Raw genomic sequence first — 13,319 nt, 5'->3', positions numbered from 1 at the left:
GCGCTCCCGATATCGGGAGCGCCCGGCCGTCGCCTGTGTTCCAGGGCGGAGGCGGGCCCTATTTGACGGCGTTCTTTCCGATGGTGGGCAGGATGAAGTCCTGAATGAGGCCCTTGGCGTCGCGGACGATCGGCCGGAACACCCGATAGCGCGAGAGGTTGATCACCCGGGCCGCCATGGGGGTCGAGCGCCGGACGAACTCCCGGGTCCGCTCGGTGTCCTCGGTCCGGTCGAAGACCCAGTAGAGGACCACGACCATGAGGTGCAGCCAGAGCACGTCGGGCAGCAGCTCGACCAGCTCGGCGTCCAGCTTCGGCGCCAGGTCGGAGCCCTGCAGCACATCGCGGAACAGTTCCACAGCCGTGGCCCGGGCCGGGTGCGATTCGTTGGTGCTTAAATGAGCTTTGACCTGCTGGTTCGTTGAGGTTCACGGCTGCTGAAACGCGTGATATCCGCGCATTCGGCGGCCCGCGGTGAGCCGCCGGCGCCATCTGGAACGGACCCTGCGCCCCCGTCTGGCCCTTCACTGGGCTGGGCGGGGGGCTTCGTCATGTGCCATCCCCAGATATCAGTCCAGGTGCGCCAATGCGTCGGCCACCAGTGAGCGCGCTGGTGCACCCCGGACTGCCCCCTGCGAGAGCCGATCAAAGGCACGGGCATACAGCTCGACCTGGCTGGGCTGCGTGAGCGTGGAAGCTGCGTCCAGGGTGTCCGCGTGGACCCTGGTGTCATCGAAGATCGTGAAGGTGGGCATGGGCCACACGGTCCGCTGTGCCGAGAACGGGAGGATGCCCACGGCGACGTTCGGGAGGTCCATGACTCCGAGCAGGTGGCCGAGCTGCGCCGCCATGGTCTCGGCGCTGCACACGCGGTACCGCAGCACGGACTCCTCCAGGACGAAAGAGAAGCGGTGTGCGCCATTGTTCAGCACCGCGCTGCGCTTCATGCGGGCCGCCACGGCGTCACTCACGTCGTCCAGGGTTCCCCGGAAGTCCGCGATGCACGACAGCAAGGCGGTGGCGTACTTGGGTGTTTGGAGGAACCCGGGGATCACGTCGGAGACGTAGACCCGGAACACCCTGGTCCGCTGGTACAGGTCTCCGGTCGATTCTTGCAGGCGACGAAGCCCACTGCGTTGGAGTCGCTTCCACTGCACATGAGCGTCGGTGGACTGCCTGTTGGCTGCGACGAGGTCAGAGGCCTGATCGTCGGCGCCGCAGGCGTGGCACCACGCACTGATGTCGGCGTCGGAGGGAGGCGTCTTGGCGTTCTCGATCCGGGATGACTTCGACTCCGACCAGCCGCACCTGACGGCCAGCTCCCGCCCGCTCATCCCCGCGTCCTTCCGGATCTCGCTCAGTCTACCGGCAAGGGCTTCGCGGGCCTTCTGAACGTTCGAAGAGGGGTGTGCGGGCATGGATCTGGCCTTCGTCAGATCTCGTACTGATGGTGCGGGAGCGCTCGCTCCCAGACTGCTTCGAACGCGGTGGCGCACAGCTTTACGGCGTCGGGGTCTGTCGTGATCTCATCTTCGACCACGGCGCCGTCCCCGGAAAAGTGGTGAACCCGGAGCAGGGCACCATCGAACAGCCAGAAGTCGTTGCCCGGTAGGGGGATGCTCGTGGCCTGTCGCCGTGACAGCCAACGGACCTGCTCGCCCGCCGTGACGTTGGCGTGGGTGACGTAGTGCTCCCACCGGATGTACTCGGACACGGGCTCGGAGACGACCCGGGCCCGACGGATGATCACACCCCGTGCCACGGCGTCCGTGATCAACTGGTCATAGGGGTGCCACCAGGACTGCCGGTCCTCCCAGTTGATCCGCTCACCGCGCTGCCAGGCCTCGAACCGTTCCGTCGGGGCGTAGGAGTCACGCAGCTCCAGATGGACGGCGGATCGGTGGCACTGCTCAAGCAGCTCAGCGAAGCTGGGCACGCTCGATGGCATCACACGCCTCCCTGATCATGGGCACCATCCGGGCCGGAAGCCTGACGATGGCCTCATTGTCGGGTACCGGTCCGTTCGCGGGGCTGCTTCCCTCGCATTCCGCCTGGGTCTCGGGGCGCGGGTTCCACCCCTGGAAGAGGATCTCCTGAGCCTCCGGGTCCACCCACACGGTGGGGCAGTGGTCTCGGTCGGTGTTGGGGTCGATGCCAACGAACGCTACGGCCATGGCCGGCTCCCTGGTCTAGGTGCTTGCTCGGGCTTGCACAAGCTTCTCCGAGCAGCGGATATGCAGTCAATACCGCTATCTGGACGGCAAATTGGTGTGCAAGCTCATGCAAGTTCGTGGAGATCGATGCCTGGCCGTCCGTAGCCTCGCCCGCATCGGTGAGACAGGCAGCGGAGGGAGTGTCCGTGTCGAACGTGGAGCCCGGGACGGAGAAGTTGAGGCGGTACCGGGCCCAGGCGGAACTGGCGGCGAGCGCCGTGGAGACCGCGTGGAAGCTTGCGGGCCTGCCGTCCACCCCCGACGTGATGCCCATCGTGCGCGGGCGTGGGGAGCATGAGGGGCCCCACGTCTCGCTCGGGGGCTGCCACGCCAGCACCGCCAGCGCGCTGGCCGACGTGCTCACCGAGTACGCCCGACTCTCGGGTCGTGTGATCAACGGCGAGTCCAACCGGATGATGACCCGCATGCTCACCGAGTGCGACGTGGGGCCCGTCCTGTCGAGCGACGGCTCCACGTCGTACGCAGGGAGTTGAGCGCATGAGCGCCGTCGCGCAGGCCAAGCCTGCCGGGGTTCCGGACGAGCGCCCTCTTCTGGCGCCGGACGACCACACGGACCAACCCTTGACGCCGGGCGAGTGGAAGCGGCGGGCGGTGCTGCTGGCCCGAGTGAGGGAGGCCAACTGCCGGTACCGGCGCTGATCGCCGCTCTCGCCTTCGGGAATCGACGCCCTTCGGGCGGGTCGGCGCTGGGCGCGGGGTGGGCCTGCCGCCTCCAGTGCCCTGGTGGGCGTAGAACCGGCCCTCCTAGGCCATTACAGACCCCCGCCCCGGCCGCCTGGGGAAGGATCCGGCCGGGGCGGGTCAGCAAGGTGCACGACAGGCTGGGGACCGCCTCAGTCTGACCGGCGAAGAGGGGAATCACATGGGTAAGCGTGGTGGCGGGTCCGGCGACGGCAAGGGCGGCGGGCAGCAGGACGACAGCAACAAGGGCGCCGGACACGGCGGTGGCGGGTCCGACGAGGGCGGCAACACCTCGGACGGTTCGGCCCCGGCTGGCGGCAACGGCAAGTGACCGGCGAGACGCACAAGGAGGCGGGCCCCCAGGGGCTCGCCTCCGCGCTGGTGGCCGGCGGCGCACTCTCCTCGGACTGGCTCCCGTCCTTCAAGGCCGTACCCCGCGAACTGTTCGTTCCGGATCGCATCTGGCCGGGCATCGCGGATGGCACCCGACAGAACTCCGTGGTGTACCGGTCGCAGGACCCCGAGGCGTGGCGGAGGGCGGTCTACTCGGATATCCCGCCGACCACGCAGTGGGACGACGGTGACCACAGGGGGGACGGGCTCGGCACGACTCCGAGTTCGTCCAACTCCATGCCCACGATGGTGTTCTCGATGCTCCAGGACCTTGACGTGTGCTCGGGCCGCAGGGTGCTGGAGGTCGGAACCGGCACGGGCTGGAACGCGGGCCTGCTGGCCCACCGTCTGGGCGGCCCCAACGTGGTGACCGTCGAGTTCGACCCGGACGTTGCCCGCGGTGCCCGGGAGAACCTGGACCGTGCCGGACTTGCGCCGCCCGTCGTCGAGGGTGACGGGCGGCAAGGCTGGCCGGAGGGCGCGCCGTACGACCGGATCATCGCCACCTGTTCCTTGCTGGAGATCCCTCCGACATGGCTGGCGCAGACGGCGCCCGGCGGGATCATCGTGGCGCCGTTCGGCACCGAGTACGGCGGTGAGCAGATCGTCCGGCTGACCGTGAACGACGACGGGACCAGGGCGAGCGGCAGGTTCACCCGGAGCTCGGCGTTCATGCGGCTGCGCCAACAGCGCACCGACCGGCCGCCCTTCGAGGACTACCTGCACGGGCAGGAGTGGCCCGCCGACGGGGTGAGAAGCACCACCACTCTGGCCCCTCCGGACACGGGCGGATGGTTCGAGCAGTTCGTCATCGGGGCGGCTGTGCCCGACGCGTTCTGGCGGGCGGAGCGCTACGACGGCGGCGCGTACACGCTCTGGCTCTACAGCCGGGACACCCAGTCCTGGGCGTCCGCCGACTACGTGCGAGGCCGCACGGAGTACGAGGTCTACCAGTCCGGTCCCCGGAACCTCTGGGACGAGGTGGAGGCCACCTGGCGCTGGTGGGACGACCAGGGCCGCCCCGGCTTCGACCGGTTCGGCCTCACGGTTGGGCCCGAAGACCACACCGTGTGGCTCGATTGCCCTGAGAATCCGGTGCCGCGCCAAGGCTGATGCCTGTTGATGGGGCCGAGCACCCCAGCGTTTTATGGCCGGGCGCTCCCAAAGTTGGGAGTGCCCGGCCATCGAATTTCTACAGTCTAAGCGGCTTATTTGACGGCGGTTTTCCCGATGGTGGGCAGGATGAAGTCCTGAATGAGGCCCTTGGCGTCGCGGACGATCGGCCGGAACACCCGGTAGCGTGACAGGTTGATCACCCGGGCGGCCATCGGGGTGGACCGGCGGACGAACTCCCGGGTCCGTTCGGTGTCCTCGGTCCGGTCGAAGACCCAGTACAGGACCACGACCATGAGGTGCAGCCAGAGCACGTCTGGCAGCAGCTCGACCAGCTCGGCGTCCAGCTTGGGTGCGAGCTCCGAGCCCTGCAGGACCTCGCGGAACAGCTCCACGGCGGTCGCCCGCGCCGGGTGGGACTCGTTGGAGAACGGGCTCAGCGAGCTGGTCGGGTCGGCGGCCGTCCGGAAGAACTGCGCGGCGAACTCGTGGTACGGCGCGGCGGTGTCGAGCCAGGACTCCAGCGCGATCTGCAGCCGCTCCGAGAAGTCCCGGGTGCCGGCCATGCGATTCCTGGCATCCGCCGCATGGTCGTAGGTCATCCGGTCATAGAATCCTTGAATCAAGAATTCCTTCGCCGCGAAATAGTAATACGCGTTGCCGACCGAGACACCGGCCTCGGAGGCGATGGCGCGCATGGTGGTCTTCTCGTAGCCCCGTTCCTGGAAGAGCCGCATCGCGGTCTCCAGGATCAGGGCCCTGGTCGCCTCGCTCTTGTCGGTCTTCGGCTGCGCGCGACTGCCGTGCACCTCGGCGGGTGGTGCCGCCGGGGTCGACGGCGTGCCGGGCGCGACCTCGGGGCCGTCCGCGCCGTTCGTGCCGCTCTTCTTGTTCGTACCGTTCGTCGCTGCCAGGTCGTCCACGGCCCCGAGCCTAGCCGGACCGCCCCTCGACGGCCGGTGTCGGTGCGTGCGGTACCGGATGCCCCCTCCACATCCGGTACCGACGCCCCGCCCCCTGCATTTCGAACGCGTTCAAAAGCATGGGGAGACTGTAGGCGCAAAGTCCGATCATGATCAAGTCCGGCCGTGTGGCACGCTCGTCCCATGGACATCACCATCCGCCGCGGCACCGCGGACGACAGCGGGGCCGTCGCCGAGCTGCACGCCCTCAGCTGGCGGACCGCCTACACCGGCATCGTCCCGGCGCGGGCGCTGGGCGACGGGCTGACCGCCGAGCGGCACGAGGTGTGGGCCCTGCGGCTGGCCGTCGACTACGGCGAACCGGCCAACACCCCGGAGCTGCTGATCGCCGAGCAAGCCGGGAGCACCGTCGGGTTCGCCTACGCGGTGCCGCAGCCCGACGGCCGGGTGCTGATCGACAACCTGCACGTCCGGCCCGGCCGCACCGGTGGCGGCATCGGCCGCGCGCTGCTCGACGCCGTACGCCTGCATGTCGCCGAGCGCCACCCCGGAGCCGACCTCTACCTGGAGGTGCTGCGCGACAACACCCGGGCGGTCGCCTTCTACGAGCGCGAGGGCGGTCACCGGACGGCGGAGCAGGAGGGCGTCTTCCCGGGCGGATACGTGCTGCCCGAGTACGAGTACACCTGGCCCGCCGCCACGCTGACGGTCGGATCGCGGAGGTAGCGAACCGGTGGTGGTCGGCTAGTCATGGTCGTAGACCGTCACCGGCACCCCCTGATCCACCAGGCGGGCCGTCACCAGCGGCTCGACCAGCTCCCAGCGCCCGCCCGCCAGGCCGCAGCCGATCCGTGGCATGTGGACGGAGGCGCCGAGCGCGAGTGAGTGTCCGGCCAGTGCCGCCAGTGCGGAGTCGATCGCCCCGTACCGCACCGGTGGGCCCGTCGACCGGCCCGTCCGGATGCCGCGCTGGCCGACCATGTTGGCCACCCGGATGTACGGCTCGACCTGGACCACCTGCACCGCGCCCAGGCCGAAGTCGTTCTCCGCGCGCTCCCGGTGCCAGCGGCGGAACGCCGCCTCCGGCTCCGGCCAGCGCCGTGAGAGCGCCAGGACGAAGCCCTTCCCCCAGCCGCCGAGGTCGTTGCAGACATGGGCGATCACCTTCACGCCCTTGCCCTGGGGCGCGGTGGCATCGCCACGGACGTATCGGATGGTCGCCGGTTCCATGTCGAGCACGCTAGTGCGCGGCACCGACAATCCGTCCGGAACGCCGGGGTGCCGGGGGAGCGGCCGGCGCCCTCAGATGGCGGCGGCCGGCCACGGCGATCAGCAGGGCGAGCGAGGCGGCGCCGGCCGGCAGCCAGTAGCCGGTGCCGGGGGCGGTGTGCTCGGCGACCGCGCCGGCGAGCGCCGCCCCGGCCGAGATGCCGACCACGATGCCGGACACCGCCACCGCCATGCCCTCGTTCAACTGCCGCTCCGGCAGGAGCTCCTGGACGAGCGTCATACCGGTGACCATGGTCGGGGCGGTGCCCGTCCCGGCCACGAACAGCGCCGCGCCGAGCAGGACGAGCCCGGCCCCGCCGAGCCCGGCGGCCAGCGGCAGGAGCAGCAGCACGGCCATCGCCGTGACGCCGAACAGGAAGCGGACGCCCGCCGCCCGGCGGGGCCGGAGCAGGCCGAAGACCAGTCCGGCCACGCAGGAACCGCCCGCCACCAGCGCCAACAGCCCGCCCGCCAGCGGCTTGTGACCGAGCGCGTCGGCGTACGCCACGGTGGTGAGCTCCATCGAACCGAAGACCACGCCGGTGGCGAGGAAGGTCAGCAGCAGCACCCGCAGCCCGGGAGTCCGGAGCGGAGAGCCGTGCCGGTGCGGGCGATCGGCGGGGTCCGAGCACTCGGGGCGGGGGCCGGACCGGTCGGCCGTCGAGCCGGGGTGCCGGTCCGCGAGCGGGGGTTCGGTCCGGCGCTGGGCGGCGAACAGCAGGGCGCCGGCGCTGCCGAAGACCCCGGCGGCGAGCAGACCGGCCTCCGGTGCCACGGTGGTGCAGAGCACCATCGCGAGCACCGGACCCGCCATGAAGCAGAGCTCGTCCAACGACTGCTCGAAGGAGTTGGCCAGGTGCCGGGCCGCCGCGTCGTCCCGGTACAGGTGTGCCCAGCGGGCCCGCGCCATGCCGCCCAGGTTCGGTGCCGCCGCGCAGGCGGCCCAGCAGGCGTACAGCGTCCAGTCCGGCGCGTCGAACCGGACGCAGAGCAGCAGGCCGACGAGCGGGACGGCGTTGTACAGGGTGGCCGGGACGGTGACGCGGGCCTGCCCGTACCGGTCGACCAGCCGGCCGAGCAGCGGCATGCCGATCGCTCCGGTGGCCAGGCCGACCGCCGCGACGGTGCCCGCCAGCGCGTACGAGCCGCGCCGCTCCGAGAGCAGCACCACCAGGGCGACGCCGGTCATCGACATCGTGAGCCGGCCGAGCAGCCCGGCCAGGGTGAAGGCGGCGGTACCGGGCAGTGCGAACAGCCGGCGGTAGGAGGCGGGCATGGAACTCCTCGTGGAGGGGCGGGGGAGGGCTCCAGCCTCGAACAGCCGCCCGCTTCCGGTCCAACACCTGTTTCGCCGTACTCACATCAGGCTGTTGTTAATCTGCCGCCATGCCCCATGACCTGCACCCCCGGCTGCTCCGCGGCTTCGTCGCCGCGGCCGAGACGCTGCACTTCGGCCGGGCCGCCCAGCGGCTGCACGTCGCCCAGCAGGCCCTCAGCCGCGACGTCCGCACGCTGGAGAAGCTGCTCGGCGACGCGCTCTTCACCCGCACCACCCGCAGCGTCGACCTCACCCCGGCCGGGCGACGGTTGCTGCCGCAGGCCCGCCGGCTGCTGGCCCTGCACGACGAGATCGTCAACGGTGCCGAGCGGCGCCCACTGCTGCTCGACCTCAACAGCGACGTCTCCGGGCCGGACCTGACCACCGACCGGGTGCTCGAACGGGCCCGGGCCGCCTGGCCGGAGGGCGAGATCCTGGCCCGCTTCCTCGGCGGACTCGCTGCGGCCGCCGAGGAGTTGGCGGCGCACCGGCTGGATGCGGCGTTCGGGCGCTTCGCCGGTCTGCCGGCCGGCCTGCGTGCTCAACTGGCCCAGACGCCGGTCCGGCTGGAGCGGGTCTCGGTGATGATGACGGTCGGCCACCCGCTCGCCGACCGGCCCGCGCTGCGGCTCGCGGACCTGGCCGGGCACCCGGTGGACGTCTGCGCGGGCAATCCGGCCACCACCGAGTGGGCCGACCTGGGGACCTGCCTGCTGCGCGACCACGGCCTCACGCCCGCCGCGCCGTACGCGCCGCCGGTCGGGGTGGACGAGACCGCCCGCTACCTCACGCGGCACGGCGACCCGATGCTGACCACCGTCGGGGGCCCGCTGATCCCGGGTGTGGTGAACGTGCCACTGGTCGATCCGGTGCCGTTGACGCTGGTGAGCCTGGTGAGCCTGGTGAGCCTGGTGCGCCGGCCGGACCTGCGGCACCCGGGCCTGTCCGCGCTGGAGGCGGCGGCCGCCGAACTCGGGGCGCGCGAGGGCTGGCTGAGCCGCCCGGCCGGCAGCTGGCTGGCGGAGGCGGACGCCGCGCTGCTCGCGGCGTAGGCGTCCGTAGCCGTGGGGCGGGGAGGCCCGGGGCGGGCGCGGTTCGCGGCATGAACCCGCCCCTGCCGTTCGGGGGTCGGCAGGGGCGGGTCGAACGCGGGGCCGTGACAGCGGTCGGCCGGGTCAGGCCGCCTTGACGGCGGAGATGTCGAAGCTGAGCTTGACCTTCTCGCCGATCAGCACGCCGCCGGTCTCCAGCGCGGCGTTGTAGCTGAGGCCCCAGTCGGTGCGGTCCAGCACGGCCGTCCCCTCGAAGCCGACCCGCTCGGCGCCGTAGGCGTCGGTGGCGCTGCCCGTGTAGTCGAGGTCCAGGACGATCGACCGGGTGGTGCCCTTGATGGTGAGGTCGCCCGTCATCCGGTACGAGTCGCCGCGCAGGCGCTCGGCGGAGGTGCTGCGGAAGCGGATCTCCGGGTGGGCCTCGGCCGCGAAGAAGTCGCCGGTGCGCAGGTGCTCGTCGCGCTGGGCCTGGTTGGTGTCGATGCTCGCCACCTTGATCACCAGCTCGGCGGTGGAGTTGTGCGGGAGGGCGCCGTCCAGGTGCAGCTTGCCGTCGTACTCGGTGAAGCGGCCCTTGACGTTGGTGACCATGGCGTGGCGCACCGAGAAGCCGACCTCGCTGTGGGTGGTGTCGATCGCCCAGTCACCGGTGAGGTGGGCGAGGTCCGGTCCGGCCGGGGTCTCGACGACGGCGGTGGCGGTGGCGGCGGTGGTCTTGGTGCGGTTGAAAAGGCCCATGGCTCCTCCTCGGGTCCGAAGCCATTTGTTTAGGCTTCAACTTGTTGGCTCCACCATAGGACGGTTTCGTTCAAAGTTCAACCATGAGCTCCGCGCGGCTCGCGGAACCGCCCGGACGGCGGAGCGGCGAGGGGGTGGCGGGCGCCTGCCGCCCCGGGGGCGGCAGGCGAGCGGCGATCGGTATCGTCACGTCCGGTCCGGCCGTGCGGCTTGACCCTCGACCTGGTCGAGGCCGGAGAGTCCCGGGCATGGAGAGCGACCTGCGCAGCATCGGTGAACTGGCCCGCGACAGCGGCCTCGGCGTCAGCGCGCTGCGCTTCTACGACGGCGCCGACGTGCTCACCCCCGCCTGGGTCGACCCGCAGAGCGGCTACCGCTGGTACGCGCCCGCCCAGCTCGCCGACGCCCGGCTGCTCTGCCGCCTCCGCCGGGTGGGCCTGCCGCTGGCCGACATCCGGGCCGTGCTCGGTGCGGCAGCCGGTTCCGGCGCGGCCCACCGGGTGGTCGACGCGCACCTGCGCCGGCTGGAGGCCGGTCTCGCGGACGCCCGCCGGGAGCTCTCCCTGATCCGCACGCTGATCGACCAGAGGGAGAACCCCATGACCGCCACGCCTGCCGCCCGCACCGTCACCGTCCCCGCGCGCGAACTGGCCGAGGCCCTCGGTGCGGTCCGCTTCGCGGTCGGCGCGGACCCCGAACTCCCGGTGCTGTCCGGGGTGCTGTTCGACCTGGAGGGCGGACTGCTGCGGCTGGTCGCCACCGACCGGTACCGGATGGCGCTCGCCGAGGTGCGGCTGCCGGACGCGCCCGACCTGCCGGACGCACCTGACGAGGGCTGGGCCCCGGTCGCCGCGATCGCTCCGACCGCCCTGGTCGACGGTATCCGCGCGCTGCTGGGCTCCGGGGCCGAGGAGGCCGAACTGACCCTCGGCGCCGGCCTGGTCCGGGCCGAGACCGGCGGCCACCGGATCGAGGGCGCCGCCCTCGACCACGACTTCCCCGACTACCGTTCGCTGACCCGGCTGGACCCGGTCCACCGGATCGACCTGGCCGCCGCCGAGCTGCGCGACGCCGTCGAGTCCGGTGCCACCCGCAGCCTGCCCTCGGGCCCGAACGGCGGAGTCTGCGAGGTCACCGTGCTCACCGTCGGCCGGGACGGGCGGCTCACCGTCGCCGCCGACGGCGACCCGGCCCCCGGGGACGTCCGGGTGGCCGTCAACCGCGACTTCCTCCTCGACGCCCTGCCGGCCGCCGGCCCCGAGCAGCTCGTCCTCGAACTCGCCGGTCCCATCGCCCCCCTGGCCATCCGCACCGCCGGCCGCGACGGCACCTTCTCCATCCTGATGCCGGTCCGGGTGGCGGACGCCGTCTGATCCGCCGAGGTCGGTCGGGGCGGCCCTGGTCGCGGGCCTCGACCGTCACGGGGGAGCGTCGGCGGTATCGGCGAATCCTGGACGGCGCGCGCCTCTGCCACGCGGTCCGGAACCGGCCCCCGCCCTCGGCTCGACGGGCACCGGTCGGCCTGACTTCCGCCCGCCGGTCCGAGGGGCCCGGTGCCGCCGCTCCGGCCGGTCGGGCCCGTCGGCCGGCGTGGAGCTTCGAGGAAGCTGGGCCGTCGGCCAGGTGCCGCCGAACGGCAACCCGGTCGGCGGCACCGATCCGGTCGAACGCCTCAGCTGCCGGGCAATCCCGTCGCGCCACGCGTAGAACGTCGCCACTCCGGAAGACTCCGTGTCACGGATCCTCCGTGTCACGGATGGACGAACGACCGCAGGGGTGGGTTCATGATCGTTCTGTTGCTCGGGATCCTGGCGCTCGCCATCGGCGGGTGCGTCTGCGTCGTGTGGGCCGATCGGGGCGGGCCCCGATGGGTCCGTGCGGTGGCGGCGGTGACCCTGGCGGCGGGCGAGCTGCTGCACATCGCGCGGCGGAACCGCCGCCGGAGCATCAAGCGGTCCAGCGGCGGCGACGAGTAGGCAGCCCGCCGGCCCGGGCGGGCCGGACGTGCCCACGGGCGCGCGGGCGGCAGCACCCGGCGCCGACGCGTTTGCTGTTGCTAGCACCGTGCTTGCATTTGCAAGCACGGTGGGGCAGGCTGGGCCCATGGCCTCACTGAACGTCGGCTCGCTGGGCGAGTACATCCGCGAGCAGCGGCGGAACGCGCAGTACTCGCTGAGGCAGCTCGCCGATGCCGCCGGCGTGTCCAACCCCTACCTCAGCCAGATCGAGCGAGGGTTGCGCAAGCCGAGTGCGGAGATCCTGCAGCAGATCGCCAAGGCGCTGCGGATCTCGGCGGAGACGCTGTACGTCCAGGCCGGGATCCTGGAGGAGCGGCGGGGTGAGGGCCTGGAGCTGAGGGCCTCGATCCTGGCCGATCCACTGATCAACGAGCAGCAGAAGCAGGCGCTGCTCGCGGTCTACGACGCCTTCCTCAAGGAGAACGCCGCCCGCAAGGACACGGACGCGGCGCCGCACGACCCCGAGGCCGACGGCCCGACCGCCGTCGGCTCGGCAACCTAGACCACGGGAGGACCGGCATGCCGATCACGGACGAGATCAAGAAGACCCTGAGCGACCCGACCCCGCTCTACGCACTCGCCGGCGCGGGCGACCTCGCCTACGAGAAGCTGCGCGAGGTGCCCGGCAAGGTCGAGGCCCTGGCCGCGGACCGCAAGGGCACGCAGGACAAGGCCGCCGCCAGGCTCCAGGACGCGCAGGCCCGGCTGGTCGAGGCGCAGGCGAAGGTCGCGGGCACCGTGACCACCCTGCCCGCCGACCTCAAGGTGCTCCAGGAGAGGGCGCAGAGCTTCGCCCTCCAGCAGGTCGGCCGCGCGGTCGAGCTGGCGGTGAAGGCCAAGGAGGCCTACGACGAGCTGGCCGAGCGCGGCAAGGGCGTCGTCGAGCGGCCCGGCCCGGCCGACGCGGTCGAGCCGGTCGGGGCGGCGCAGTCCGCCGAGGGCCCCGAGCTGGTCGAGGCCGAGCTGGTCGAGGACGACGAGCCGGCCGTCGCCCCCGCCGAGGAGCCCGCACCGAAGAAGGCCCGGGCCAAGAAGGCCGCCGAGTAGCACCGGCACCGCCGCCTTCCGGTGGGACCGGGCTGCCCGCAGGGCACATCCGGTGACCTCGGGACGTTGACACCGTGGCGAGCGGTCCGTCGTGCCAGGATGGACGACGGTCGACACGCCGGAGCCGAGACGCAGAGGAGACCGCGATGGGCGGAGTGGCTCAGATCCTGGGCTTGGACTACCTGAACCCGTTCTGGTGGCTGGCCGTCGCCCTTCTGGGCTTCAAGTTGTTCGCACTGATCGACGCGGCCACCCGCCCGGAGGACGCCTATCGGGCGACGGACAAGAAGACCAAGGGGTTCTGGCTGGCCGTCCTGGGCATCGCGTTCGGGCTGGACCTGCTGTTCGGGGCGAACTTCCTGACCAGCTTCCTGACCCTGGCGGGTCTCGTCGCCGCGATCGTCTACATGGTCGACGTGCGGCCGGCGATCCGGGAGCTGACCAACCGGGGCGGTGGCCGGGGCGACCAGCGCAACATGGGCCCTTACGGCCCCTGGTAGGACGCCGGGCACTTCAGCGACGAGCCCCGGTGCT

General features: G+C 71.7%; 17 protein-coding genes and 1 pseudogene. 10 read left to right on the top strand and 8 right to left on the bottom strand.

The features are described from left to right. Positions 1-58: 58 nt before the first annotated feature. The 4 genes and pseudogenes from ACFWA9_RS05470 to ACFWA9_RS05455 all read right to left on the bottom strand — a co-directional run. Positions 59-379: pseudogene (locus ACFWA9_RS05470) on the bottom strand (TetR/AcrR family transcriptional regulator); the annotation flags it as partial. 189 nt (positions 380-568) lie between these two features. After that, the gene (locus ACFWA9_RS05465) at positions 569-1,417 is read right to left on the bottom strand and encodes a helix-turn-helix domain-containing protein (RefSeq protein ID WP_380383320.1); all 849 of its coding nucleotides are present in this window, start codon (positions 1,415-1,417) and stop codon (positions 569-571) included. 14 nt (positions 1,418-1,431) lie between these two features. Further along, the gene (locus ACFWA9_RS05460) at positions 1,432-1,947 is read right to left on the bottom strand and encodes a DUF6879 family protein (RefSeq protein WP_380383318.1); all 516 of its coding nucleotides are present in this window, start codon (positions 1,945-1,947) and stop codon (positions 1,432-1,434) included. Beyond that, on the bottom strand, positions 1,919-2,173 hold the full coding sequence (locus ACFWA9_RS05455) for a hypothetical protein (RefSeq protein WP_380383316.1): 255 nt from the start codon (positions 2,171-2,173) through the stop codon (positions 1,919-1,921). The genes ACFWA9_RS05460 and ACFWA9_RS05455 overlap by 29 nt, the downstream gene beginning before the upstream one ends. Positions 2,174-2,358: 185 nt before the next feature. On the opposite strand from ACFWA9_RS05455, the gene ACFWA9_RS05450 reads away from it, so the two are divergent. The 3 genes from ACFWA9_RS05450 to ACFWA9_RS05440 all read left to right on the top strand — a co-directional run bounded on the left by ACFWA9_RS05450 (position 2,359) and on the right by ACFWA9_RS05440 (position 4,420). Further along, on the top strand, positions 2,359-2,706 hold the full coding sequence (locus ACFWA9_RS05450) for a hypothetical protein (RefSeq protein ID WP_380383314.1): 348 nt from the start codon (positions 2,359-2,361) through the stop codon (positions 2,704-2,706). A 389-nt stretch (positions 2,707-3,095) separates the two neighbouring features. After that, complete coding sequence (locus ACFWA9_RS05445) at positions 3,096-3,245, top strand: hypothetical protein (RefSeq protein WP_380383312.1); 150 nt, start codon at positions 3,096-3,098, stop codon at positions 3,243-3,245. Beyond that, positions 3,242-4,420, top strand: coding sequence for a methyltransferase domain-containing protein (locus ACFWA9_RS05440; protein WP_380383310.1), 1,179 nt, complete (start codon positions 3,242-3,244; stop codon positions 4,418-4,420). Before ACFWA9_RS05445 ends, ACFWA9_RS05440 begins: the two co-directional genes overlap by 4 nt. Positions 4,421-4,515: 95 nt before the next feature. Here the strand turns inward: ACFWA9_RS05440 and ACFWA9_RS05435 are convergent, their stop codons facing one another. Then, the gene (locus ACFWA9_RS05435; protein WP_380383308.1) at positions 4,516-5,343 is read right to left on the bottom strand and encodes a TetR family transcriptional regulator; all 828 of its coding nucleotides are present in this window, start codon (positions 5,341-5,343) and stop codon (positions 4,516-4,518) included. A gap of 183 nt (positions 5,344-5,526) precedes the next feature. On the opposite strand from ACFWA9_RS05435, the gene ACFWA9_RS05430 reads away from it, so the two are divergent. Beyond that, the gene (locus tag ACFWA9_RS05430; RefSeq protein ID WP_380383306.1) at positions 5,527-6,069 is read left to right on the top strand and encodes a GNAT family N-acetyltransferase; all 543 of its coding nucleotides are present in this window, start codon (positions 5,527-5,529) and stop codon (positions 6,067-6,069) included. Between the two features lie 18 nt (positions 6,070-6,087). Here ACFWA9_RS05430 and ACFWA9_RS05425 read toward each other — a convergent pair whose 3' ends face one another. Both ACFWA9_RS05425 and ACFWA9_RS05420 read right to left on the bottom strand, forming a co-directional pair. After that, positions 6,088-6,573 (bottom strand): macro domain-containing protein, encoded by a 486-nt coding sequence (locus tag ACFWA9_RS05425; protein ID WP_380383304.1) that lies wholly within the window; start codon positions 6,571-6,573, stop codon positions 6,088-6,090. Positions 6,574-6,583: 10 nt separating this feature from the next. Then, positions 6,584-7,888, bottom strand: a complete 1,305-nt coding sequence (locus tag ACFWA9_RS05420; RefSeq protein WP_380383302.1) for an MFS transporter — start codon at positions 7,886-7,888, stop codon at positions 6,584-6,586. 110 nt (positions 7,889-7,998) lie between these two features. On the opposite strand from ACFWA9_RS05420, the gene ACFWA9_RS05415 reads away from it, so the two are divergent. Beyond that, entirely contained in the window at positions 7,999-8,982 is a 984-nt protein-coding gene (locus ACFWA9_RS05415; protein ID WP_380383300.1) for a LysR family transcriptional regulator, read from the top strand. 123 nt (positions 8,983-9,105) lie between these two features. Here the strand turns inward: ACFWA9_RS05415 and ACFWA9_RS05410 are convergent, their stop codons facing one another. Next, positions 9,106-9,720, bottom strand: a complete 615-nt coding sequence (locus ACFWA9_RS05410; RefSeq protein ID WP_352286078.1) for a YceI family protein — start codon at positions 9,718-9,720, stop codon at positions 9,106-9,108. A 248-nt stretch (positions 9,721-9,968) separates the two neighbouring features. Between ACFWA9_RS05410 and ACFWA9_RS05405 the strand changes: the two genes are divergently transcribed. The 5 genes from ACFWA9_RS05405 to ACFWA9_RS05385 all read left to right on the top strand — a co-directional run bounded on the left by ACFWA9_RS05405 (position 9,969) and on the right by ACFWA9_RS05385 (position 13,285). Continuing rightward, on the top strand, positions 9,969-11,093 hold the full coding sequence (locus ACFWA9_RS05405; RefSeq protein WP_380383298.1) for a MerR family transcriptional regulator: 1,125 nt from the start codon (positions 9,969-9,971) through the stop codon (positions 11,091-11,093). Positions 11,094-11,504: 411 nt separating this feature from the next. Further along, positions 11,505-11,696, top strand: coding sequence for a hypothetical protein (locus ACFWA9_RS05400; protein WP_329488403.1), 192 nt, complete (start codon positions 11,505-11,507; stop codon positions 11,694-11,696). Positions 11,697-11,823: 127 nt separating this feature from the next. Beyond that, positions 11,824-12,240 (top strand): helix-turn-helix domain-containing protein, encoded by a 417-nt coding sequence (locus ACFWA9_RS05395; RefSeq protein WP_380383296.1) that lies wholly within the window; start codon positions 11,824-11,826, stop codon positions 12,238-12,240. A gap of 17 nt (positions 12,241-12,257) precedes the next feature. Further along, the gene (locus ACFWA9_RS05390) at positions 12,258-12,785 is read left to right on the top strand and encodes a hypothetical protein (protein WP_380383295.1); all 528 of its coding nucleotides are present in this window, start codon (positions 12,258-12,260) and stop codon (positions 12,783-12,785) included. Positions 12,786-12,931: 146 nt separating this feature from the next. Further along, positions 12,932-13,285: a DUF2516 family protein gene (locus tag ACFWA9_RS05385; RefSeq protein ID WP_352286084.1), complete on the top strand. Its 354-nt coding sequence runs from the start codon at positions 12,932-12,934 to the stop codon at positions 13,283-13,285. The last annotated feature ends 34 nt before the right edge of the window (positions 13,286-13,319 follow it).

Origin of the sequence: Kitasatospora sp. NPDC059973, from assembly GCF_042737525.1 — a bacterium.
Taxonomy (GTDB): domain Bacteria; phylum Actinomycetota; class Actinomycetes; order Streptomycetales; family Streptomycetaceae; genus Kitasatospora.
The sequence above is the reverse complement of the archived record's forward strand: the minus strand, read 5'-3'. Positions and strand labels throughout refer to the sequence as shown.

Excerpts from the sequence above, each read along its gene's own strand:
- ACFWA9_RS05405 (WP_380383298.1), top strand. The coding sequence starts at position 9,969 with ATGGAGAGCGACCTGCGCAGCATCGGTGAACTGGCCCGCGACAGCGGC.
- ACFWA9_RS05445 (WP_380383312.1), top strand. The coding sequence starts at position 3,096 with ATGGGTAAGCGTGGTGGCGGGTCCGGCGACGGCAAGGGCGGCGGGCAG.
- ACFWA9_RS05430 (WP_380383306.1), top strand. The coding sequence starts at position 5,527 with ATGGACATCACCATCCGCCGCGGCACCGCGGACGACAGCGGGGCCGTC.
- ACFWA9_RS05425 (WP_380383304.1), bottom strand. The coding sequence starts at position 6,573 with ATGGAACCGGCGACCATCCGATACGTCCGTGGCGATGCCACCGCGCCC.
- ACFWA9_RS05460 (WP_380383318.1), bottom strand. The coding sequence starts at position 1,947 with ATGCCATCGAGCGTGCCCAGCTTCGCTGAGCTGCTTGAGCAGTGCCAC.
- ACFWA9_RS05385 (WP_352286084.1), top strand. The coding sequence starts at position 12,932 with ATGGGCGGAGTGGCTCAGATCCTGGGCTTGGACTACCTGAACCCGTTC.
- ACFWA9_RS05395 (WP_380383296.1), top strand. The coding sequence starts at position 11,824 with ATGGCCTCACTGAACGTCGGCTCGCTGGGCGAGTACATCCGCGAGCAG.
- ACFWA9_RS05400 (WP_329488403.1), top strand. The coding sequence starts at position 11,505 with ATGATCGTTCTGTTGCTCGGGATCCTGGCGCTCGCCATCGGCGGGTGC.
- ACFWA9_RS05420 (WP_380383302.1), bottom strand. The coding sequence starts at position 7,888 with ATGCCCGCCTCCTACCGCCGGCTGTTCGCACTGCCCGGTACCGCCGCC.
- ACFWA9_RS05410 (WP_352286078.1), bottom strand. The coding sequence starts at position 9,720 with ATGGGCCTTTTCAACCGCACCAAGACCACCGCCGCCACCGCCACCGCC.
- ACFWA9_RS05455 (WP_380383316.1), bottom strand. The coding sequence starts at position 2,173 with ATGGCCGTAGCGTTCGTTGGCATCGACCCCAACACCGACCGAGACCAC.
- ACFWA9_RS05465 (WP_380383320.1), bottom strand. The coding sequence starts at position 1,417 with ATGCCCGCACACCCCTCTTCGAACGTTCAGAAGGCCCGCGAAGCCCTT.
- ACFWA9_RS05390 (WP_380383295.1), top strand. The coding sequence starts at position 12,258 with ATGCCGATCACGGACGAGATCAAGAAGACCCTGAGCGACCCGACCCCG.
- ACFWA9_RS05415 (WP_380383300.1), top strand. The coding sequence starts at position 7,999 with ATGCCCCATGACCTGCACCCCCGGCTGCTCCGCGGCTTCGTCGCCGCG.